Origin of the sequence: Salipaludibacillus daqingensis, assembly GCF_029891575.1 — a bacterium.
Taxonomy (GTDB): Bacteria; Bacillota; Bacilli; order Bacillales; family Salisediminibacteriaceae; genus Salipaludibacillus; species Salipaludibacillus daqingensis.
The window spans coordinates 76,217-99,485 of sequence record NZ_JARZHF010000001.1 but is presented as its reverse complement, the minus strand read 5'-3'; the positions used below and the strand labels follow the sequence as shown (position 1 = coordinate 99,485).

Below are 23,269 nucleotides of genomic sequence, written 5' to 3'. Positions count from 1 at the left end.
GTGATTATACAAAAAAATGGGAAGTAACAGTTCTGTCTTGATTTTTAACGAAAAGAAAAGTACCTTAAAGCTAAGGAGTGAATTAACATGGATTTAATAACGGTACTAGTTCTCATCGTCATAGGTATTATTCTACTTAGAGTTGTTGGTGCGATTTTTCGAATTGTCATCACAGTCGGGTTGATATTATTGATTATTTACATCATTCAACAAGTAGTTACAGTTAACATGATTCTTCTATAGTAATAGTCAACTTTATCGAGACTTCGCTTTCGTGGACTGGTGTTAAAGCTCAGGCGCATTAGAAAGCAGACTTATGCTTTCTAGTGCAAGAGAGTTTGTATGAATACCATTGCATCATTTTGGTGACAAATTAAAGGAGGAATAATCATGAGTTATCGTGTAGAAAAGGACACACTAGGTGAAGTAAACGTTCCATCGGAAAAGTGGTGGGGGGCTCAAACCCAGCGTAGCTTAGAAAATTTTAAAATTGGTACAGAAAAAATGCCAAGAGAAGTTGTCGAAGCTTTCACTATTTTGAAAGAAGCAACAGCAGCAGCCAATCTTCGTTTAAATCATTTGGATGAAGAGAAAGGGAAGACCATTCAAGAAGTATGCCAAGAGTTAAGAGCTGAAGGTACATATGATCATTTTCCACTCGTCGTGTGGCAAACGGGGAGTGGAACGCAATCGAACATGAATATGAACGAAGTGGTGGCATTCAGAGGAAACGAACGGTTACAGGAAGCTAATAGCGAAACGAGAATTCACCCTAACGATGATGTGAATCGTTCGCAAAGTTCAAATGATACATTTCCCACAGCGATGCATATTGCTGCATTAAAAGACGTTCATCACAAATTACTTCCTGCGTTGATTCGTTTAAGAAAGTCTTTTGAAGAAAAATCAAAAGCGTTTGAAGACGTTATAAAAATTGGTCGGACGCATTTGCAAGACGCAACACCATTAACATTGGGACAAGAGATGAGCGGTTGGGTTCATATGTTAAAAAGATCGGAACAAATGATTGAAGAATCAGCCCAACAGCTTCGGTATTTAGCCATTGGTGGAACGGCAGTAGGCACAGGAATTAATGCTCATCCGAAATTTGGAGATTTGACAGCGGAAGAAATCAGTCGGATTACCGGAGAAACATTCTATTCATCGGAGAATAAATTCCATGCGTTGACGAGCCATGATGAACTAATTTATGCCCATGGTGCGATTAAAGGACTAGCAGCAGACTTAATGAAAATTGCCAACGATGTTCGTTGGTTAGCCAGTGGCCCTCGTTCTGGAATTGGGGAGATATCGATTCCTGCCAACGAACCAGGAAGCTCGATCATGCCTGGTAAAGTAAATCCAACGCAATCAGAAGCGTTAACGATGGTTGTTTCTCAAGTGTTTGGTAATGATGCAACGATTGGATTTGCCGGAAGCCAAGGAAACTTTGAGCTAAATGTTTTCAAACCAGTGATCATTTATAATTTCTTGCAATCAGTCAGATTACTAACGGATGCAATGGACTCATTTAATGAAAAATGTGTTGTAGGCATTGAAGTGAATGAAGAAGTTATCGAAAAACATGTCAAAAATTCGCTTATGCTCGTAACAGCTTTAAATCCACATATTGGTTATGAAAAAGCCGCAACGATTGCTAAAACAGCGTTTCAAAACAACGCAACATTAAAAGAAACAGCTGTTGAACTAGGTTATTTAACAGAAGAGCAATTCGATGAATATATTAACCTGGAGAAAATGGTTCGACCGACAGAGTAAGTAGAAAAGGAAGGAAGGACAGCTATGAAGGTTTTTGATTTACATTGCGACGCTTTATTAAGGCTCCACGACCATCGCAACATTTCATTTACAGATGACCCAGAGTTACATGTCAATATGGAGCGTCTTATGAAAGGAAATGTTGCTTTGCAAGTGTTTGCTATCTATGTAGATCCAGAAATACCTAGTGACATGAAATTCCAAACAGCGTTGGAACAAATTGATTTGTTTCATACAGAAGTCATTGAAAAACACCCTCAAATGAAAAAAATTGTTCATTGGAACGATATCCACCAGTTAGAAGAGGGGGAGATTGGAGCAGTACTTTCTTTGGAAGGGGCAGATGCGTTTGGAAACGATCTAACTAAACTCAGAACCTTTTACCAACTTGGTGTCAAGTCGATTGGGCTTACATGGAATAACGCAAACTTATGTGCTGATGGCATAGGTGAACCTCGAGGGGCAGGATTGACCGAACTTGGTTTTGAAGTCGTTCGAATGAACAATGATAATAAAGTTTGGACAGATGTTTCTCACTTGTCAGTAAAGTCTTTTTGGGACGTAATGGATAAGGCCACTTATCCAATTGCTAGTCATTCGAACTCTAAAACAATATGCCCTCACCGACGAAATTTAGATGACGAACAAGCGAAAGCTATTTTTCAGAAAAATGGCTTTATTGGAATGGTATTTAGTCCTCCTTTCATTAATGAAACAGATTCTGCAACGTTCGATGACCTAATCAAACATATTGATTATTTCTGTTCCATTGGTGGTGTGAATCATATTGCTTTAGGATCGGACTTTGACGGTGTTAGTCGCTTAGTAACAGGTTTAGAGCATAGTGGGAAGTACCAAACGCTGATTGAAGAATTATTAAAAAGATTCAAAGAAGATGAGGTGCGAGGTTTTGCCTATAAAAATGCACTCCATCGCTTGCCTGTATAAATGTTGGCTTGATATGCGTTGCAAAAATTAAGATGAACTTGTAATACAAAAAGGAAGAGTAGACATTCGTCTATTCTTCCTTTTTTATAGGAGCGTAATAACCACAGCGCATGATACACTTTTTTGCCAAATAGGAGTTAATGGTGAAAGTACCATCGTCTTTCGTGTTGATTGTTTCCCAAATATCATCCACTAATGTTCCACCACAATCTGGACAGTTGTTTTTTGTTTCCATTAAATTCCTCCTTTTAAAAATGATAATAGGACGTGCTGTTCTCAAAGGCAAAGGTAATGAGAGTGTGAATCATGCATACCTTAAACATGATTCCATTCATTTCTTGGACGAAATAAACTAGTTTTAATTAAATATGGTTGAGGGTATTTGTTTAAAAGAGCAGATAAATATGCTATGACTTGTTGAACGGGTTTTGGAAAAAAATCGTATTCATCGATCGTAAATGGGTGTTGGCACTGACTTATAAGCGATAGAAATGTATTTTTTTCAGAACAAGATGCTTTGTTTTTGAAATACCCCCAAATGTGTTCCATCGTATTCAATACACTTGGATGGTGAAAAAGTTGTTTTTTTATTTCAAAGATCCTACTATAAATATACTGAAAATCAGCGGCAGTATGAGAAGATTTCATTGCAACTTTCATTTCTTTATAATAGTTATATCCTTTCATCATCACTTCATATTTGTTTATTGCCCAAAGCTGTTCGATCTCTCGTTTCATGTAAGCAATCACCTCTTCAAGCCTTCGTTGCTCGTTTATTATAGGAACTATGGAAATAAAAACAGAGTAGAAGGAATTCCACCTTCTTACCCCAAGGAGCTTAGAAGATGTTCGCGTTAACGAGTTTGTTAACTATAAACATAGAAAGATATTATAGCTTTATTATAAAGAGATAGGGGCTGAAAACCAATTAAATCGACTTTGGAGGTGTGACGTATGAGTTCGCAAGGGTGGATGAAACAAGCATTAGAAAAGACAGGAATCCAAGCAGAAATTGTTCAAGTGAAATCTGTGTCAGGTGGTGAAATCAATCAAGCGTATTATGTGGAAACAACAAAGTATCCGCTATTTATAAAAGCTCATGATAAGATGGATCCTACTTTTTTCAATTCTGAAGTGGATGGACTTACCGAACTTAAGGAAAAAGGCAATGTTTTAACCCCACGTGTATACGGTGTTTTTCAAACGGAAGATGAGCAGATGAGTGGATGCGTTATGGAATGGATTCAAGGGGAAAAAACGAATCATTACTCTCAACAATTAGGAGAAGCGGTGGCTAAGCTGCACCAGGCAACATCAAGAAAGTTTGGTTACAGAAACGATACATATATTGGAGAAATTCATCAAAAAAATAACTGGTGGACTAATTGGAATGATTACTACCGTTCAAATCGATTACTACCACAAGTTCAGTTAGGCGAACGATTAGGTTATATGCCTTCAAAAAGAAAACAGAGAATGGAAAAACTAATGGACAGGTTACAGGAGTGGATTCCAGCTAACGATGTGAAACCAAGTCTTCTCCATGGAGATTTATGGGGAGGAAACGTGATGGTAGCAAAAGGGGGGAAGCCTTGTTTCATTGATCCATCGGTTGTTTACGGGGATCATGAACTAGAATTGGCATTCACTGAATTATTTGGTGGTTTTTCTGAAGATTTTTATGAAGCATATGCTTATACACAACCAGTCGACCGGGGTTATGATGATCGAAAAGAGTTATATCAACTGTTTTACCTTCTCGTTCATTTGAATATATTTGGTGAAATATATGGAGGACACGTGGATACTGTTTTAAAAAGATATGTAGGTTAGATCGACAGGCATACGTTTAGAGGGGACTTTCTTTCGTTCACTGCGAGAATAGAACGTCCCCTTCAGAAGAGAACGAATATCTGAAGGGGACCATCTTTCTTATCAGCTTATTAATCTTGTTTTGGTTTGATCATTCTCGCAACATAAATAAACGGTGTATCAATCGCGGCAACGATAAATTTAATCACATATGTTGTCATGAAAATTTGTAACCAGACGTCGAAATCATACCAGCCATAAAATGCAATGCTACAAAATATTGCTGTGTCTACGAATTGACTGATTGCAGTACTAAAGCTATTTCTCATCCACAATTGAGAGGCTTTAGGAAGCTTTTTCTTGAAAAAAGCATAGATTTGAACGTCCAACAATTGACTAATTAAGTACGCAAGCAAACTACCTATAACAACTTGTGGTAATAGTTCAAATATAAAGGAAAGATGTTCATGAGCCATGTCATCAGAGTGAGGTTGAAAAGCCAATACGAATTGCATAATAATCGTTGTTGCTAAAAGGGATGAAAAGCCAAACCATACAGCTTTTCTTGCTTCCTTTTTTCCATGTTTTTCATTTAAAATGTCGGTTGCTAAAAAGACGGTGCCATACATAATATTACCGAGAGTAGCGACCAGTCCAAATAGTTCAACGAGTTTGATAACCTGCAAGTTTGCTACAACAGTTGAAAATCCGATCCAGACAAATAGGCCAGTTTTTCCAAAAAGGCGATAAAATAATAAAAGCATACTAAAGTTGACCACCGCAAAGATGATCCAAATCATTTCATTAGGCATTAAAAGTCTCTCCTTCTAGTTTTGTTAACGCAGGAATTTCCGAACTGCGTAAAATACACTGTCACATCATACACGAAATTCAACTCGATGAAAAGGATGAGTCGTTGTAAAAACGTTGCCAAGCATCTAACAAGGAAACCAACATTTCCCGTGTTATAATATTGAAAACATAAGCTATGTTTGATTTATGTGTAACTAGGTAATGGCTATGGGAGAACAAACAAAACGGATGTTTGAAAGATTAGTCACCGTTTTAACACAAGCTCTGCTTAAGAAGGTCACGCAGAGTAATTTCCCCAGAACGCTGAAAAGTTGGACGCGGGAAGCTAGTCTGATTCTTTACTATCAACATGGATCAATAGCAAGAGCCTTGCGGTAATGATAAGAAAAGAAAGGGAGGATTTGCCCTATGGAACAGGAACTAAAAAAAGCGACATTTGCTGGTGGTTGCTTCTGGTGCATGGTATCGCCATTTGATGAACAACCAGGCATTCATGGCGTCCATTCTGGTTATACAGGAGGACATACAGAAAATCCAACATATAAAGAAGTTTGTTCCGAAACAACGGGTCATCTTGAAGCGGTTCAAATTACGTATGATCCTGCCGTATTTCCTTACGATAAACTCGTGCGAATGTTTTGGCAACAAATCGATCCTACAGACCCAGGTGGTCAATTCCATGATCGAGGAGAGTCCTATACGACTGCAATTTTTTATCACGATGAGGAACAAAAGAAAGTCGCAGAAAATTCGAAAAAGAAGCTAGGAGAAAGCGGTAAGTTTCAAGCTCCAATCGTAACGAAAATCAAAGAAGCGTCGACGTTTTATCCAGCAGAAGAGTACCACCAACACTATTATAAAAAGAACCCTTTCCATTATAAAATGTATCGAAAAGGAAGTGGAAGAGCAGACTTTATCAATAAAAAATGGGGTGTCTAACTATGAGTAAAGATGAATTAAAAAAGAAATTAACGCCTATTCAATTTAAAGTCACCCAAGAAGATGGCACGGAACCGCCATTTAAAAATCCTCTTTGGGACTTTTTCGAAGAAGGGTTATACGTTGATGTTGTTTCAGGAGAACCTTTGTTTACGTCTAAAGATAAGTTTGAATCGAATTGTGGATGGCCTAGTTTTTCAAAACCAATTAAAGAAGAGGCAGTCATAGAAAAGAAAGATCGTAGTCTTTTTATGGTTCGAACAGAAGTACGTAGTAAAGAAGGAGATTCTCACTTAGGTCATGTGTTCACTGACGGACCAAAACCAACAGGTCTTCGTTATTGTATTAACTCCGCTTCATTGAAATTTATACCGAAAGCAGATCTTGAAACGGAAGGGTATGGCGACTACAAGTCACTATTTGAGTAGGGAATTACTCGGAAACACTATGAAAAATAACAACGCAGCGCCTAAGTGGACGCTGCGTTGTTTTATGTGCGAATTCTGTTAAGTGCTGCTGCTAATTCTAATGGTCGTGGCAACGCGAAGTCACCAGGGTGCTGGTTGGAAAAAGGGGAAAGATGATCGAGACCTTTTGATTCTATGTTTTTGTACAATGTATCGATCGTTTCTTTCAATTCCATAGGTCCTTTTGTATCTTTTGCGATTCGTTTGATCATCAGTGCGATAGCTTGTGTTTGACTTGGATCAATCAATTGTTCCACGTCATGTAAATCTAAATTTGTTTTTCCGATTCTAATGTTATGAAGACCTTTACTATCCACTTTTTCTTTTTTATCAAATAGTTTTAAAATTTCTTTACGACGTAAGAGCCGAGATTGTTGAATGTTATATGACTGACCGTTTTCAACAGTTCGGTCTGTTTTCATTTTCTCCACTAGTTTTTTTGCTTCGTTTGTTTTGTCCACAGGGACATATTCGTCCATCATGATAATGTGATCTGCTACATCAAAATAATCTCCAGAACCCCCTAAAACAAGGACGGTTGAAACGCCGTGTTCATCATATAAATCGCGGATGCGATCGATAAATGGCGTGATTGGTTCCTTGTTTTTTTTAACTAATTGTTGCATTCGTGCGTCTCGAATCATGAAATTTGTGGCACTTGTATCTTCGTCAATAAGAAGCGTTTTTGGTTCCATTTCTAATGCCTCAACTATATTCGTTGCTTGCGATGTACTTCCACTAGCATCTTGAGAAGAGAAGTCCGTCGTTTTTTTCCCAAAAGGTAAATTGTTGATGAACGGAGAAATGTTAACATGGCTAACACTTCGGCCATCTTCCGAACGGATTTTCATGGCAGAATCATCAGTAATAACAAATTCTCGACCATCATTAAGTTCATGGTTGTATACTCCTCGTTCGACTGCTTGTAAGAGAGTACTTTTGCCATGATATCCTCCGCCAATGATTAAACTAATCCCTTTTTTAACACCCATGCCAACAATTGTTTTTCCAGAAGGTAGATCAATGGTCACTTCATATTTGTCAGGGGTTCGAAAAGGAACGGCATCATGCAGGGCTTTATCACTGATTCCGCTTAACCTTGGAAGAATCGAATTATTTGCGATAAAGGCAATCAGATCCCTTTTCATTAGCTGATAGCGAATTTCCTCTTGGTCATCGGATAGAAGCAAAGCTTGTTTCAAGAGATTACGATCGTAGTCAGCTACCGTTTTGTTAGCAATAGTTGGCAAGACATCGGTCAATAACGTTGCCGCTTGATGTCCGAGGATTCTCCGACCTTGTGCAGGTAATCCAACAGACAACCTAAATTCAATTCCTTCGTCGGTTATTTTAACAGCCGTGCGATCAATGACTTGCTGGCCTGGTTTGTCGATAAATACTAATCCACTTTTTCCAGTGCCACGAATCGGATTTTTAGTCTTTTGAATATGATTGGCGCATTCCTTAGCAAAAAAATGTATAAATGCTCGTTTTCTTGCTGGCGTATCGAATTGTTTTTGATCGAAATCTAGATGTTTTGTTGGAATAAATAGTCGTAATCTAGATGGAGAGGCAAATGGATCGCCTTGAACATAGTCCATAAATAGTGTGAATGTTTCTCCTGTGTATGCGCCTTGTATGGATTTCAGCGCTCGATATGATTTACCGTCTAATTTTTTTAGGGAATCTTTAAGGTTTTTCATTTTATCATCCTTTACTCAATTTTAGGATTCGTTCTATTCACTCCATTTACGAAAGAATGTGTGATTAAACGTAATGTTACATTTAGATACATAATGGATTGGATTAATGGAAACGATAACTTTGTAAAATACAAGTTAGGAGTGAAAATAGTGAAAAAACAATGGATTATTCTACTCTCTCTCACCGCATTTTTCATGATGGCTATGCCTTTTTCGATGAACGTAGAGGCTGAAGCAGAAGGAGCACAAGTACGTATCCTCCATGCGTCACCAGATGCACCAGCAGTTGATGTCTATGTTAACAAAGATAAAGTCATTAGTGGAATGAAATTCAAAGAATTAAGTGAATATTTACCACTTGATGAAGGTAGTTATGACATCAAAGTTTTCCAAGCAGGAAGTAAACCGAAGAAAAGCGAGCCTGTATTAGAAGAAAATTTAACTTTCACTGCAGGAGGCGCATCAACGATCGCCGTTACTGGCAAACTGGAAGACATAGCATTAAAAGAATTCAGTGATGACCTGACAACAGTCGAGGATGAAGCAAAATTAAGGGTGCTTCACTTATCACCAGATGCACCGAAGGTCGATGTGTTTTCCCTCGATACGCCTGTTGTTACGGACGTTGGATTTAATTCAGCAACGGAATATCAAACATTACCTGAAGGAGACTATTCCTTAGATATACGACCGGCAGGGCAAGATAAAGCCATATTCAATGTTCCAAATGTGGAGCTGAAAAAAGGTGAAAATTACACTGCTATAGCAGTAGGTTTACTTAAAGGGGAACCAGCTTTCGATTTAATCTTAGCGAAAGATAGTTAATAACTACTTATAGGAAAGAGGACCGATGACTAAACATCGGTCCTTTTTCGCTATGAAGAATATTACATTTCTTTTTCATACTGATCAAGAAAAGAGAGCAACTGATGAAATTCGTTAGAGTGGACGAACTGCTCTTCGTTCCAATGTTGGTGGATCCATCCTTTTAATGATGAAAAATTATTAAATACTTCTCCTGACGTATCTTCTTTTCTAATCGTAAAAACACCATTATCATCATCTGCTGTTACTTCGCAAGGGAGAGCTCCATTTTTAGGCATTAGCTCTATATTCAATAAAATCACATCTCTTTCTCTACGATTTTTGTATATTCTTCATTATTTCCAAAATGAAGCAAAATATATTCTGTATTCTTTCAAAAAAGCGTGTCGTATAATAAAAGAGAGAATATTCCGATAGGTTAATTATTTTGAAGAGTATAACAGAAGGCTAGCATTGCTTTTTATATCGATGTTAACTAATTCGTATTCATAAATAGATTCTAAAAAATCAACATATCGGAGGATGACATGACAAATGATTTTTTAATGGGCGTATCGATGGCGATCTTTATCGGTGTAATCGTATCTATATTTATGTATATTTATTATTATAAATTGGAACACCAGCGCCATTTGATCTTTTGGATTATTGGTTGGATTTCTTATGCTGCCCGTATTGCTATGCTCATGCTTTCCTTACAATATGAATGGATTATTTATAGTTATTTTTATGACCTTTTTGGTATCATTACTGCACTGTTTATCCTTATCGGTGCACATATTTATGTAAAGAAACAACCATCATTAGCGTGGATCATCATTACAGGACTGGCCATTGTATGGAGCTTGTTTGCTAGGTGGGGAGAACTTCCTTTTCTTTGGTTGTATCTACTACCTTCTCTTATTACGGGAGCTATGTTTATATATGCTGGGTGGCTTTTTATCACGCATTTTTCTCTAAATATTGTGTTTAAAACAATTGGTTTTTTATTTATCATTATGGGAGTTCATCGGATGGATTACCCATTTTTAAGACCAATTGAATCATTTGCAGCATTTGGGTATTTATTAAATGAATTTTTAATGATAGCTATTGCAATCGGTTTTGGGTTAATTATTTATGGGTCACTGAAACGAGATTTAAATGAATCGGAAAATAAGTATGAAGCTCTTGCTAATAGTTCGAAAGATTTGATTTATATGTTGGATTTACAAGGGAATATTCTAATGGTAAATGCTATATTCAAGCAAAATATTTCATTAGGGTCTAAACCTATTGTGAATAGGCATATTGCTAATTTTTTTCCCCATACGACCTTTTCTTGGGATCATGCCATTCATCAAGTGAAAACAACGGAGGAAACACTTCAAGAAGAATATGAGCAAACCAAAAAGGGGAAAACTTCTTATTTTGTGATTCGTCTAACTCCAATTATTGATCAACATGGTTATGTAAAAGCAGTCCATGGCACACATCATGATTATACGCTTTTCAAGGAAAAAGAAGATACGATTAAAAAGATGGCTTTCCAAGATCCTTTAACGGAGATTCCGAATAACTTTGCTTTAAGTAACTATTTACAAACGAGAACGCTAAGAAAAGAAAAGAGGGATCCGTTTACAATCATATATATTGGACTGGATTACTTCCGAAGAATAAACGAAGGTTTTGGTCCGAGAATTGCTGATGAGTTATTAAAACAAGTAGCTCAAGTTTTGAAACTAGAAATATCGGACGTTTCTATTTTAGTAAGGTATGGCGGGGACGAATTTGTATTAGTGACAGACCACCACAAAAAGGAACATATTAAGAAAAAATTAATTCAACTAAGAGAAAGCTTAAATCGGACTTGGAGAGTGGCACATCACACGATTCATATCAGTGCTTGTTATGGAATAGCAACGTATCCGAAAGACGGTGGAAATGTTGAATTATTATTAAAACACGCTAATCTAGCTCTCAACGAGTCAAAATCACGTGGTGCGAATCAATCAACGGTTTATCATCAAAAGTTAACGGAAAAATACAAACACGAGCGTGAATTAGAAACAAATATATTAAGAGCAATTAACGACGAAGAGTTTGTGCTTTATTACCAACCACAATTAATGTTGGAAAAGGAGCAGTTAGTTGCTTTTGAAGTACTAGTTAGGTGGAAAAAAATAGATGGATCATTTGTGCACCCTGATACGTTTATTCCTCTTGCTGAGAAGACCGGAGCTATAATACCGATTGGCGATTATGTTTTTAGAAAAGCTTGTAAAATGGTACAATTTTTCCATGAGAATTATTCATCAAAGATTCGTATTTGTGTCAATGTATCCTCCATTCAACTTCAACAAGATGATTTTGTTGAGAAAGTGATGAGGATAATACGCGAAGAAAATGCAGATCCTCATTGCATAGAATTGGAGCTAACGGAGTCTTTATTGATTCAAACGAATGATAAAACAATCGGTAAACTTCAACAACTCCGTGAACACGGAGTTAGAATCTCAATTGATGACTTTGGTACAGGGTTTTCATCTTTTCATTATTTAGCTAGCTTACCGATAGACCTTCTAAAAATAGATCGGTCGTTTATTATAAATATGGAATATGATAATAAAAAAGCAACAATGATGCGTAAACTTATCGATCTTGTCAAAGAATTAGATATTGAAGTTTTAGCTGAAGGTGTAGAAAATAAAGAGCAGTTGAACTCTTTAAAAACTTGGAAATGTGACATAATACAAGGGTTTTATTATTCAAAGCCATTGTCAGAAACGTCAGCTATCACGTTTTTGTTTGATGAGTTACAATCAAAAAAGCACAAGAATGATATAAAGAGTTAAGAATAGTGTGGCAGCCAGGAGGGGAAGGACAACATGAGGTGGGCAAAACCGTTTTTAAAACAAATGTTTTTAATAAGCTCATTAGGAATAGCTGCTGTGTTAATTATCATCTCTATATCCGTTTATTTATGGCAATCAACGGATGAAGGAAGACTTCCAGCAAAAACAGCAGTTGTCCTGCATGCCATTAATAATAATTTAGTAGATCTTGATATTAATATTCGTCCTCCCCGAATTGTTACTGGTGGTGGAGGGGGGGGATCCCCGTTATTAAGAGAAGATTTATTTATTCCTGTTCAAGGGGAAGTGCAGATTCCGATGAGAATGTATCGGCCTCAAGGAGAGGGACCATTTCCAATCATAATGTATTATCACGGAGGGGCTTTTCTAGAAGGGTATGGTAACATTGATACTCATGATAATATTATTCGTTCGCTAGCATCAAGAACAAATAGTATTGTCTTAGCTCCAGGATATCGAGTCGCGCCAGATTATGTTTTTCCAGCAGCAATTGAAGATAGTTATTCCGCTTTAATTTGGGCCGAAACCCATGCGGAGACGTTTAACGGAGATGACGAACGTATAAGCGTTGTAGGGGACAGTGCGGGAGGAAATATTGCTACGGTGACAGCTATGATGGCAAGGGATCGAAACGGTCCAGACATTACTTCGCAGGTACTTCTTTATCCTTTAACAACATTTCAAGATGTTAAGTTAGAATCAAGAGAAATATATGATAGTGGCTACTACTTGTTATCAAGACAAGTGATGTATCGGGCACGAGACCTGTATACGCCAGAAGAAGGGATGTGGACCAATCCTTATACATCACCACTCCATGCGGATGATCTTAGTGATTTACCTCCTGCATTAATAATCACGGCTGAATTTGATCCGTTGCGAGATGAAGGGGAAGCGTATGCAGAACGTTTAGCGGAATTTGATGTTCCGGTGAGGGCGACTCGTTATCGTGGGGTTATGCATGGGTTCGTGTCCTTTTATGAAATAATGCAAAGCGGACGTTACGGTTTGCAAGAAACGTCGAGTTTTCTGAGACAAGCAAATCAAGGAACACTTCAAATAGCAGATCAATACCAACTTCAAGTTCGTCAGCCACCGCAAGGTCTGAATCGGGTTAGAGAACAAACGGAAGCTTTTGCAATTGCAGCTTATTTAATCGGACGTTCTGGAGCGGACCTGTTAAATGAATAATCACAAGTTTTATTGCATGGAGGAATGGATCGATGGACCGTAAATTATCTATCCCGTTAAACGTATTTGCAAGTTTTCTATTGCTATTCGTTTTCGTATACTATGGCTATTATGTCTACATTGGCGTTATGTGGGGATATAGTGAAAGAATGCTCATGCTCCTAGTTTCTGATGGTGTATTCTGGCTTTTTGTACCAGCTGCTATCGGGATTTTTAGGAGGGAAAAATGGTCTTGGTGGTTAACGATCAGCGTATTTGTTCAATTATTTATTGCAAAAATAATCGCTATTGCTGCTAATGTGTTTCTGCTAGTGTCAGGAAATGTTGCCGAACCATTACAAGGATCTAATATGGCAATTGAATTTTTATATTTAGTTTTGTACCTGATTATCATTGTTAGTTTATCATTAGAACCGATTCGAAAGTTTTCTAATGTAAACAAATCGTTTTTGGAAGCTTTTTGGCGCGTGTTTCTTCTAGCAATTGGGATTTATGTTATTCATTTTATACTAACCGTTGTTGCAATTACTGCGATACAACCAACGTAATAAACTTAATCGAAACAAAGAAATAATGGAGGCGTAATAAACATGGAATCAAGATTAAATCAGAAAGTAAAAGATATTGAGCTTTCAGGTATTCGCCAATTTTTTAATAGGGTCCAAGCTTACCCAGAAGCAGTTCAATTAACATTAGGACAGCCGGATTTTGATACGCCAGAACATGTGAAACAAGCGGCGAAACAAGCAATCGATAATAATTATACTCGTTATACCGCTAATGCAGGACTCCTAGAACTTCGAACGTATGCTAGTGAATTTGTAGAGAATAAATATCAATTAAAGTATGATCCATTAGATGAAGTCATTGTTACCGTCGGCGCTTCACAAGCAATAGATGTAACGATGAGAGCGTTACTGGAACCTGGAGATGAGGTACTTATTCCGGCACCTGTTTATCCAGCCTATGAACCGATCATTCGGCTATGTGGGGGAACACCGGTGTTTATCGATACGAGAGAAACGGATTTCATCATAACCGTGGACCAAATTAAAACAAATCAAACAAAGCGAACAAAAGCTATCATTTTTCCTTATCCATCAAACCCTACGGGAGCTGTTTTATCAGAAGAGCAGCGGATAGAGTTAGCTATGTATTTAGAAAAACAGGACTTATTTATTGTAGCCGATGAAATTTATTCTGAATTAACGTATGCAGAGCCTCACCAATCGATCGCATCCTACCGAGGAATGAGAGAACGGACAATTGTCATCAATGGATTGAGTAAATCACACTCTATGACAGGATGGAGAATCGGTTTTATTTTTGCACCGAAAGAGATTTGTAAACATTTAATTAAGGTTCATCAATATAATGTGAGTTGCGCTAGTTCGGTGTCCCAATATGCCGCGTTAGAAGCGATGAAAAACGGACAAGATGATCCTGTACATATGAAAGAACAATATGAAAAGAGACGTAACTTTATGATGAGAAGGCTAGAAGAAATTGGTCTACCTACCGTGATGCCTACGGGTGCTTTTTATGCTTTTCCTTCGATTGAAAAATCTGGGATGACGTCATTTGATTTTGCGATGAAACTTCTAGAAGAAGAGGAACTCGCTGTAGTTCCTGGTGATGCATTTTCTTTTCTAGGAGAAGGATATGTGCGTTTGTCTTATGCTTACCGAATAGAAGAATTGGAAGAAGCATTGCTTCGTCTGGAAAAATTTTGGAATAAGGTGACCGAATAAATATAGATTCGCACAAAAACTAGCTGGAGAATTAAGTTTTCAGCTAGTTTTTCTATATACATGTAAAATCAACGATTGATTTATTTGTAACCGGGAAAAGATGACTAGAAAGAGCTTTCGAAGTATAAAATGTCACTTTGTGAAAACTAATCTTTGAGGATCAACAAATATAGTGATAAAATAATGGTGGAAACGCTTTTATCCTATGTGTGAAGTAGAAATAGAATGTTGTACATATTTACGATCAATGGAGGGTAAGGAAATGGCAAATCAATCAATTCGATTGAGTGAAGGTTGGTCACAATTTTATGGACCAAACTTAGGTTACATGCTAGAAAAGTATGAAGATTTTCAGAAAGATCGAAATTTAGTAGAAGAAGAACTAGCAACCTTTTTTAACCAATGGGGAGCTTATGAAGAAGTTGTGGAAGAAACAGCAGAGCAAGAGCCAATTAGGCAGTACGGTTCCACTCAAATGGATCGTGAAGGTTATTTTACTGCAGTTAATGCAATGAAATTAGCTGAATCTATTCGTCGAAATGGTCATCTTATGGCCGATATTTCACCAATCGAATTAGAATACAAGAAAAATATTTTTGAATATGAAGATTTCCATTTAACAAAAGAACAAGTGAAAGGTATTCCTCCTGAATTACTTTCGCCCCATTTTTATGAATCGTTTAATAATGGAAATGAAGCAGTAGAGCATCTCAAAAATACGTATACGAAAAAATTGGCTTTTGAATTCAACCAAGTTCATGATATTGACGAACGTCGGTGGTTATTTCAGAAAGTCGAATCTGGTGATTATTTACCACCATTAACAACGAATAAAAAAGTCCAGTTATTAGAGCGGTTAAATAAAGTGGAAGGTTTTGAACATTTTATCCATAAAACGTTCAAAGGCCAAAAGCGTTTCTCCATCGAAGGATTAGATACAATGGTGCCTATGTTAGATGAGGTCGTCAGGGAATCAGTGGAGGAAGGGACGGAAAAATTGATGATTGGTATGGCACATAGAGGTAGACTAAATGTTCTAGCTCATGTACTAGGCAAGCCATACGAGTTGATCTTTTCAGAATTCCATGACGCACCGAACAAAGAGTTAGTTCCTTCTGAAGGTTCCGTAGGTATTAACTATGGCTGGACGGGAGATGTAAAATATCATTTAGGGGCAGACCGTGAAATTAAAGAAAGTCAATCGGATGCCACGATCACTTTAGCGAATAACCCAAGTCATTTAGAATTTGTTAATCCAGTTGTAGAGGGGCTAACAAGAGCAGCGCAAGATAATCGCTCGAAGCCAGGGTTACCAACACAGGAAAAACATAAAGCATTAACGATTCTTATTCACGGGGATGCGGCTTTTCCAGGTCAAGGTGTGGTCGCAGAAACGTTAAACTTAAGTCAATTAAAAGGATATTCTACAGGTGGTACGATTCATATCATCGCGAACAATATGATAGGTTTCACAACGGTAAGTGGCGATTCAAGATCAACAAAGTACGCTAGTGACTTGGCGAAAGGGTATGAAATTCCAGTTATTCATGTAAATGCTGACGACCCAGAAGCTTGTGTAGCAGCCATTCATTTAGCTTATTTATATCGAAAGGAATTCAGTAAGGATATTGTGATTGACCTCATTGGGTATCGTCGTTATGGTCACAATGAAATGGATGAACCATTAGCTACTCAGCCAAGTCTATACAAAAAAATCAAAGACCATCCGACAATTTTTGAGAGCTATGGAGAGAAACTGTTTTCAGAAAACATCATTACTGAAAATCAAATGCAAGATCTTCGTGATGAGTTTATTTCGAAACTTGCTAGTCAATTTGAGAAAATCAAAAAAAATAAACGTGAAAAAATTGATGAAACAATGACCCCCCCTTCCTACGTTCGAAGCACGTTAGAAGGAATTGAGACGAAAGTTTCCATCGATTCGTTGCGAAAGTTAAATGATGATTTGCTTGTTTTTCCAGAGAAGTTTAATGTGTTTCCTAAGTTAGAAAAAATATTAAAACGGCGAGTCGCATCCTTTGAAGAGGGTGGAAAGATCGACTGGGGACTAGCAGAAACACTGGCGTTTGCAACAATTCTAACGGACGGTGTGCCTATTCGAATGACAGGGCAAGATTCAGAGCGAGGAACGTTTTCACAAAGACACCTAGTTCTACATGATTATGAATCTGATAATATATACTCGCCACTGCATACACTTCCTTCAGCAAAAGCATCGTTTGCGATTCATAATAGTCCATTATCAGAAATGGCTTGTGTGGGATTTGAATATGGTTATAACGTCCAATCACCTGAAACTTTAACGATCTGGGAAGCCCAGTACGGCGATTTTTCGAATGGAGCTCAAGTTATTTTTGATCAATTTATATCAAGTGGTCGAGCGAAGTGGGGGCAAAAGTCAGGCCTCGTTCTCTTATTGCCTCATGGTTATGAAGGGCAAGGCCCAGAACACTCAAGTGGAAGAATGGAACGATTTTTGACGCTAGCAGCCGAAAATAATTGGCACGTGGCAAACCTAACTAAAGCGAGTCAGTATTTTCATTTACTTCGCAGACAATCAAAATTGTTGAAAGAAAATGAAGTACGCCCTCTTGTGTTAATGGCGCCGAAAAGCTTGTTACGTAATGAAAAAGTCGCCTCGATACCTGAAGAAATTAGTGAAGGAAAGTTTGAACCTATTTTGGAAAACAAAGAATTAGGAAGTAATCCAGACAAAGTGAAACGAATTGTATTCTGCTCAGGGAAAGTTTCGGTAGAACTCGATGAAGTAATCCATGAGAAAAAAGACGAACTAGAATGGATGCACATGGTTAAAGTAGAAGAACTTTATCCATTCCCATCTGCTCGTATACAAGAAGTGTTAAGCCGTTTCCCTCATGTTGATGACTTTATTTGGTTACAAGAAGAACCACAAAACATGGGAGCATGGCACTATATTCTTCCTTATCTACAAGAGCTTACGGAACATGAAAATCAAGTTAGTTTCATTGGAAGAAAAAGAAGATCTAGTACAGCCGAGGGTGACCCTAAAGTGCATAAAAAAGAACAAAATAGAATTTTAACAGAGGCGACTACAAGGAAATAAGAAGGGAGTCACAAACGAATGTTAGAAGTAAAGGTACCAGAATTAGCAGAATCCGTAACAGAAGGAACAGTTGCAGAATGGTTAAAGCAAGCCGGTGACTATGTGGAAAAAGGGGAAGATATTGTTGAACTTGAAACAGATAAAGTCAACGTAGAAATTTCTGCAGATGAATCGGGTGTTCTTGAAAGTACTTTGTTTGAACCAGGAGATACAGTAAAAGTAGGCGATGTGATCGCTAAGATAAATACATCCGGAAAATCGGAAGCCAAAAATGCTGACACAGAAAAAAAATCAGAAGCTGAGCCAGCTCAAGAAAAACAAAAGGAAGAAACAAAAGCCCCTTCTGATACAACGGAAAATAATCAGCAAGCTGAACCATCTTCAAAAGAAGAACAGGAGAGGCCTTTAGCATCACCTTCCGCTCGAAAATATGCCCGTGAAAAAGGGATTAGTCTAAGTGAAGTTAGTCCAAGAGATCCTTTAGGTCGAATCCGTAAAGAAGATATCGATGAACATCAATCGAAACAACAGCCAGCTAAATCGGCTCCTGAATCTAAATCAGAACAACCTGAAAAGAAACAAGACGACCCAGCAAAACCTGTAGAAAGAATTCCAATGTCTCGTCGTCGTAAAACGATTGCGAAACGACTTGTGGAAGCGCAACAAACCGCAGCAATGTTAACAACGTTTAATGAAGTTGACATGACAAATTTAATGGATCTTCGTAAGCGTAGAAAAGATAAGTTTTTAGATGATAATGGCGTGAAGTTAGGATTTATGTCCTTTTTCACAAAAGCCGTAATTGGAGCTCTAAAGAAGTATCCGAATGTGAATGCGGAGATCGACGGAGATGACGTTGTCTTAAAGAAATTCTATGATATTGGGATTGCCGTATCAACAGAAGAAGGTTTGGTCGTTCCGGTTGTCCGTAATGCTGATCGTTTGGACTTTGCTGGTATCGAGAAAGAAGTTGGTGATTTAGGAAAAAAAGCTCATAATAAAAAGTTAGCCATTAGTGATCTAACAGGTGGAACGTTCACAATCACGAATGGTGGGGTATTTGGATCGTTATGGTCAACACCGATCTTGAATTCACCGCAAGTTGGTATACTAGGGATGCACACCATTCAAAAACGTCCGGTTGTCATGGAAAATGATGAGGTTGAGGTTCGTCCGATGATGTACATTGCATTATCATACGATCACCGAATTATCGACGGGAAAGATGCCGTGCAATTCCTTGTGAAAGTGAAAGAACTAATTGAAGATCCAGAATCCCTTCTTTTAGAAGGGTAACAAAATAACTATTAGCGAAGATACTCTCTTATTGAGGGTATCTTTTTTTATAATAGAGATTAGAGACTAAATTCAATGGAACTTAAAACAAGTAATACAGAATCATTGCAAATATTGGCGCAATTCAACATAATAACAATAACAAAGGAGGCGATGACATGGGGAAACAAGTGATGGTAGTAGGATCAGGTTTTGCAGGACTCACAGCAGGTGCATTGCTGCAAAAAGAAGGGTTTAATGTCACGCTCCTTGAAGCGGCAGCGGAATGGGGAGGGTGTGCAGGTAAATTTCAACGGAAAAATTTCACATTCCCTGTTGGAGCAACGTTAGGGATGGGATTCGAACCTGGAGGCCTTCATAAAAAAGTAAATGATTATTTGAGTATCAAAACGGATGTATCGGAACTAGAAACGGTGATGGATGTTCGTATTGGAAATCGACTTTTTCCTTACTATACAGAACGGTCACGATTTTTGACGATGTGGGAAAAGGAAGAACCAAATGATTCTCTTAGAATTATGAGTTTTTTCGAAGAAGTTTGGCGAATAGGACAAACGTTGAGGAGGCATATGCTCCATTATCCTGTTTTACCACCTCAATCCAAGCAAGAGTTCAGCGCATTTATAAGAGGGTTTTCACCGATGTCAGTGACGTTACTTCCTTATCTAGGTCGAACGCTAGGGTCGTTAGTGAAAAAACATAAGCTTGAAAAATGTCATGCATTTACGCACTTTATAAACGGCGTGTTGATGGATAGCATGCAAACGACTTATGAAAAGTGTGAGTTGATGATGGGGGCAACAGCTTTAGACATCTATCACCACGGTGCATTTTATGTAAAAGGTGGACTGTACCGTGTTGCTGAGTCGTTAGTTAACTCATTGAAACAAAATGGTGGTGTAGTAAAGAAACCCCGAAAAGTTGAATCGATTAGGAAAAGAGGGGATAAATGGATTATCATAGATCATCGTAACAATGAATATGAAGCAGATCATGTTGTTTTAAATGTTCCGATAGCAGCTATTGGAGATTTACTTGATGGCAGTGATTACGATAAGCTGAAACCATCTTTGAAAAACAAAGAAGACCCAACATTACAGTGGGGAACGTTTACAACTTATCTTGCTATTCGCGATGAAATGATCCCTGAGGATTTAAATTTGTTTCATCAAGTGATGATAGATCCAGAACAAGATCCTTCAGGGGCGAATCATTTTTTTATGTCGTTATCAGAAAAAGACGATACTTTCCGCGCTCCTAAAGGGTATCGAACGATGACGGTATCGACTCATATTGACTTAAAAAATTGGCAATCAAAAGAAGATTATGATGAGCAATCGAAGAAGATATACACAAGTGTTTTGGCGAAACTTGAAGAATTGGCTCCAGGTGCTTCGGAAGCATTGCCATATCAAATGACCGGAGGACCAAGAGCTTGGGAAAAGTTTGTTAAGCGAAATTTTGGCGGTGTGGGAGGATTTCCACAAATAAAGGCGAATGCTTTATGGAAGGCAATTCAACATCGAACAAAAGTCGACGGATTATGGTTATGTGGCGACAATGTGTTTCCAGGAGCAGGCAGTATTGGTGCTACAAGTTCAGGTGTTCACGTGGCTAGGTCGATTTCAGGCGAACGTATTGTATAAATAGTCGCTCTCATAGAGGGGGAATCGTATTGAAAAAGGTAACAGTTAACGTAAGAAAGAAAAATGGCTTGCATATTCGATTAGCAGCATCTTTGATTTCTACATTGCAAAATCACATAGATGACCCAGAAAAGCTAAGGGATTTGTGGATTGAATACAGAGGTCAAAAAGCACAAATTAGTAATCTTCTTTCTATTGTATCATTGAAAATACCAGAAAATGGCTCATTTGAGATGTACTATGATAGAGAGAACGAACTTGAATTTGAAAAGTTTGTTGACGTAGTAACAGAATTTTTTGCTGATATGTCCGCAGAAGAAGTAACAGAAGAACTTGCAGATCAATTACTTCTAGAAAGCTCTGTAAGTATTCAAGATGCCATTTCTTCAATGAGTCACGGCGTCATGGTTGTGAATCGGAACAATATCATTACGTATGTGAATCAAGCAGCATCAGAATTGATTGGTAAAAGTGCCCATGAACTTATCCATCATAGCGCAAAAGAATTAATTCCAAGTTCTAAAATCCACCAAGTGTTGAAAACAGGGAAACAACATCTTAGTGAAAAACAACACATTGCGGGCAGAGTCATGATTACGAATCGATCGCCTATCTTTTTTGATAATGAAATTATTGGAGCTGTAGCCACATTTGAAGACATTTCAAACATCGAGAAAATATCCTCTGAATTAGAAATGGTTCAGCTATTGAAAGAACGATTAAACCTCGTCCTAGAAACGGTGTTTGATTTCATTGGAATGACTGATTCTAAAGGAACGTTTATTTATAAAAACGAAGCATTTAAACGATTTTTGATTAAAGAAGATTTGCCAGACCATATTTTTTCGTTTATTAATAAAGAAGAGTGGCACATTCTACAAGAAGAAGGAGAGACGATCTCGACCACATTTGAGAACAGAAAAGGGTCTTTTTATATTGTTCGAGCGCAAACACTAAGTTTAGAAAAAGGATTCAAAGGCATAGTGATAAGTTTCTCACCGTATCGTGAAATGGAAGAATTACTAAAAGAATTATCATCTAATAAGACGTTTCCAGGTCAAAACTCCCCAGACAATAATATATTTCCTGAAATTATTGGTCAAAGTGAAAATTTACAAAATACACTTTCCATGGCTGTTCGAGTGGCAAATACAAATTCAACCGTTATGATCACAGGAGAGAGTGGAACAGGCAAAGAGTTAGTTGCTAGAGGAATCCATGAAAAAAGTGATAGGCGGAAAAAACCTTTTATTTCGGTTAATTGTGCGTCAATTCCAGCTACTATCCTTGAAAGCGAGCTATTTGGTCATGAAAAGGGTTCGTTTACTGGTGCTGTTCGAATGCATACAGGAAAATTTGAGCAAGCAAACGGAGGAACGATTTTCCTAGATGAAATTGGGGATCTCCAATTAGATATCCAAGGAAAGGTTTTGCGTGTGCTTCAAGAGCGAGAGTTAGTCCGAATTGGTGGAAAGGAAACCATCTCACTTGATATACGTGTGATTTCTGCTACGAATAAGAACTTGTTTGAGATGGTTCAAGAAGGGATATTTAGAGAAGATCTTTATTATAGGCTTCATGTCATTCCGATTCATTTACCACCATTAAGAGATAGAAAACGCGATGTGTGGATGCTAATTGATTATTTTTTGAACTATTATAGCAAGATTTTTAAACGAAAGTATATCAGCATGAGTCGAGAATGTTATGAGAAATTACAAGCTTATCATTGGCCAGGGAATATTCGTGAATTAAAAAATGTGATGGAACGAATCGTTAGTCTTGCCCAGTCTGAACGAATTGGTATATCCGATTTGCCAGAATATATTTACGAACGATTAGAGCAGACAGAACAAACGATCGAGCGACCACAGGTGAAAACATTGGATGAATACGAATTTGATCTTTTTTCCCAAGTAGCCCCATTATTTAATAGTTACAATCAATTAGGAAAAGCCCTTGGTATTACTCATAAAACTGCGGCTAAAAAGCTACGTAAATATAACTTAGAACACAAACTTGGTAATAAGTATCAAAAAAATTGATATTTATTACCTGCTTTTATAATCGGACAGAAAAAAACCTTAAATGAAGGCGTTTACATTATGGCACGGTTATTGCATATAACTTAGTTAAGG

General features: G+C 37.6%; 20 protein-coding genes. 15 read left to right on the top strand and 5 right to left on the bottom strand.

Annotated elements, in window-relative coordinates:
• Positions 1 to 87 precede the first annotated feature (87 nt).
• The 3 genes from QDN89_RS00520 to QDN89_RS00510 all read left to right on the top strand — a co-directional run bounded on the left by QDN89_RS00520 (position 88) and on the right by QDN89_RS00510 (position 2,727).
• Entirely contained in the window at positions 88 to 243 is a 156-nt protein-coding gene (locus QDN89_RS00520) for a hypothetical protein (protein ID WP_280768124.1), read from the top strand.
• 147 nt (positions 244 to 390) lie between these two features.
• Positions 391 to 1,779: a class II fumarate hydratase gene (gene fumC / locus QDN89_RS00515; RefSeq protein ID WP_280768123.1), complete on the top strand. Its 1,389-nt coding sequence runs from the start codon at positions 391 to 393 to the stop codon at positions 1,777 to 1,779.
• A gap of 24 nt (positions 1,780 to 1,803) precedes the next feature.
• On the top strand, positions 1,804 to 2,727 hold the full coding sequence (locus tag QDN89_RS00510) for a dipeptidase (protein ID WP_280768122.1): 924 nt from the start codon (positions 1,804 to 1,806) through the stop codon (positions 2,725 to 2,727).
• A gap of 70 nt (positions 2,728 to 2,797) precedes the next feature.
• Here the strand turns inward: QDN89_RS00510 and QDN89_RS00505 are convergent, their stop codons facing one another.
• Both QDN89_RS00505 and QDN89_RS00500 read right to left on the bottom strand, forming a co-directional pair.
• Complete coding sequence (locus QDN89_RS00505) at positions 2,798 to 2,962, bottom strand: hypothetical protein (protein ID WP_280768121.1); 165 nt, start codon at positions 2,960 to 2,962, stop codon at positions 2,798 to 2,800.
• 80 nt (positions 2,963 to 3,042) lie between these two features.
• Complete coding sequence (locus QDN89_RS00500) at positions 3,043 to 3,465, bottom strand: DUF1722 domain-containing protein (RefSeq protein ID WP_280768120.1); 423 nt, start codon at positions 3,463 to 3,465, stop codon at positions 3,043 to 3,045.
• Positions 3,466 to 3,681: 216 nt separating this feature from the next.
• Here QDN89_RS00500 and QDN89_RS00495 point away from each other — a divergent pair, with 216 nt between their 5' ends.
• Positions 3,682 to 4,560 carry a fructosamine kinase family protein gene (locus tag QDN89_RS00495; RefSeq protein ID WP_280768119.1) on the top strand — a complete coding sequence of 293 codons (879 nt, stop codon included), beginning with the start codon at positions 3,682 to 3,684 and terminating at the stop codon, positions 4,558 to 4,560.
• A 110-nt stretch (positions 4,561 to 4,670) separates the two neighbouring features.
• Here QDN89_RS00495 and QDN89_RS00490 read toward each other — a convergent pair whose 3' ends face one another.
• Entirely contained in the window at positions 4,671 to 5,351 is a 681-nt protein-coding gene (locus QDN89_RS00490) for a queuosine precursor transporter (RefSeq protein ID WP_280768118.1), read from the bottom strand.
• 409 nt (positions 5,352 to 5,760) lie between these two features.
• On the opposite strand from QDN89_RS00490, the gene msrA reads away from it, so the two are divergent.
• Entirely contained in the window at positions 5,761 to 6,291 is a 531-nt protein-coding gene (msrA, locus tag QDN89_RS00485) for a peptide-methionine (S)-S-oxide reductase MsrA (RefSeq protein WP_280768117.1), read from the top strand.
• A 2-nt stretch (positions 6,292 to 6,293) separates the two neighbouring features.
• Positions 6,294 to 6,719, top strand: coding sequence for a peptide-methionine (R)-S-oxide reductase MsrB (gene msrB / locus QDN89_RS00480; protein ID WP_280768116.1), 426 nt, complete (start codon positions 6,294 to 6,296; stop codon positions 6,717 to 6,719).
• A gap of 62 nt (positions 6,720 to 6,781) precedes the next feature.
• Here msrB and QDN89_RS00475 read toward each other — a convergent pair whose 3' ends face one another.
• Positions 6,782 to 8,461 (bottom strand): ABC-ATPase domain-containing protein, encoded by a 1,680-nt coding sequence (locus QDN89_RS00475; protein WP_280768115.1) that lies wholly within the window; start codon positions 8,459 to 8,461, stop codon positions 6,782 to 6,784.
• 150 nt (positions 8,462 to 8,611) lie between these two features.
• On the opposite strand from QDN89_RS00475, the gene QDN89_RS00470 reads away from it, so the two are divergent.
• On the top strand, positions 8,612 to 9,286 hold the full coding sequence (locus QDN89_RS00470) for a DUF4397 domain-containing protein (protein WP_280768114.1): 675 nt from the start codon (positions 8,612 to 8,614) through the stop codon (positions 9,284 to 9,286).
• Positions 9,287 to 9,348: 62 nt separating this feature from the next.
• Here QDN89_RS00470 and QDN89_RS00465 read toward each other — a convergent pair whose 3' ends face one another.
• On the bottom strand, positions 9,349 to 9,579 hold the full coding sequence (locus tag QDN89_RS00465; RefSeq protein ID WP_342394359.1) for a hypothetical protein: 231 nt from the start codon (positions 9,577 to 9,579) through the stop codon (positions 9,349 to 9,351).
• A 234-nt stretch (positions 9,580 to 9,813) separates the two neighbouring features.
• On the opposite strand from QDN89_RS00465, the gene QDN89_RS00460 reads away from it, so the two are divergent.
• The 8 genes from QDN89_RS00460 (at position 9,814) to QDN89_RS00425 (ending at position 23,176) form a co-directional block, all read left to right on the top strand.
• Positions 9,814 to 12,120 carry a putative bifunctional diguanylate cyclase/phosphodiesterase gene (locus QDN89_RS00460; RefSeq protein WP_280768113.1) on the top strand — a complete coding sequence of 769 codons (2,307 nt, stop codon included), beginning with the start codon at positions 9,814 to 9,816 and terminating at the stop codon, positions 12,118 to 12,120.
• 33 nt (positions 12,121 to 12,153) lie between these two features.
• On the top strand, positions 12,154 to 13,332 hold the full coding sequence (locus QDN89_RS00455) for an alpha/beta hydrolase (RefSeq protein WP_280768112.1): 1,179 nt from the start codon (positions 12,154 to 12,156) through the stop codon (positions 13,330 to 13,332).
• Between the two features lie 32 nt (positions 13,333 to 13,364).
• Positions 13,365 to 13,880, top strand: a complete 516-nt coding sequence (locus QDN89_RS00450; protein WP_280768111.1) for a hypothetical protein — start codon at positions 13,365 to 13,367, stop codon at positions 13,878 to 13,880.
• Positions 13,881 to 13,922: 42 nt separating this feature from the next.
• Positions 13,923 to 15,083 carry an aminotransferase A gene (locus tag QDN89_RS00445; RefSeq protein WP_280768110.1) on the top strand — a complete coding sequence of 387 codons (1,161 nt, stop codon included), beginning with the start codon at positions 13,923 to 13,925 and terminating at the stop codon, positions 15,081 to 15,083.
• 262 nt (positions 15,084 to 15,345) lie between these two features.
• Positions 15,346 to 18,189: a 2-oxoglutarate dehydrogenase E1 component gene (locus QDN89_RS00440; protein WP_280768109.1), complete on the top strand. Its 2,844-nt coding sequence runs from the start codon at positions 15,346 to 15,348 to the stop codon at positions 18,187 to 18,189.
• Between the two features lie 18 nt (positions 18,190 to 18,207).
• A complete protein-coding gene (odhB, locus tag QDN89_RS00435) occupies positions 18,208 to 19,485 on the top strand; it encodes a 2-oxoglutarate dehydrogenase complex dihydrolipoyllysine-residue succinyltransferase (RefSeq protein ID WP_280768108.1) in 1,278 nt (425 codons plus the stop codon).
• 158 nt (positions 19,486 to 19,643) lie between these two features.
• Positions 19,644 to 21,131: an FAD-dependent oxidoreductase gene (locus QDN89_RS00430; RefSeq protein ID WP_280768107.1), complete on the top strand. Its 1,488-nt coding sequence runs from the start codon at positions 19,644 to 19,646 to the stop codon at positions 21,129 to 21,131.
• 29 nt (positions 21,132 to 21,160) lie between these two features.
• Complete coding sequence (locus QDN89_RS00425) at positions 21,161 to 23,176, top strand: sigma 54-interacting transcriptional regulator (protein ID WP_280768106.1); 2,016 nt, start codon at positions 21,161 to 21,163, stop codon at positions 23,174 to 23,176.
• Positions 23,177 to 23,269 lie beyond the last annotated feature (93 nt).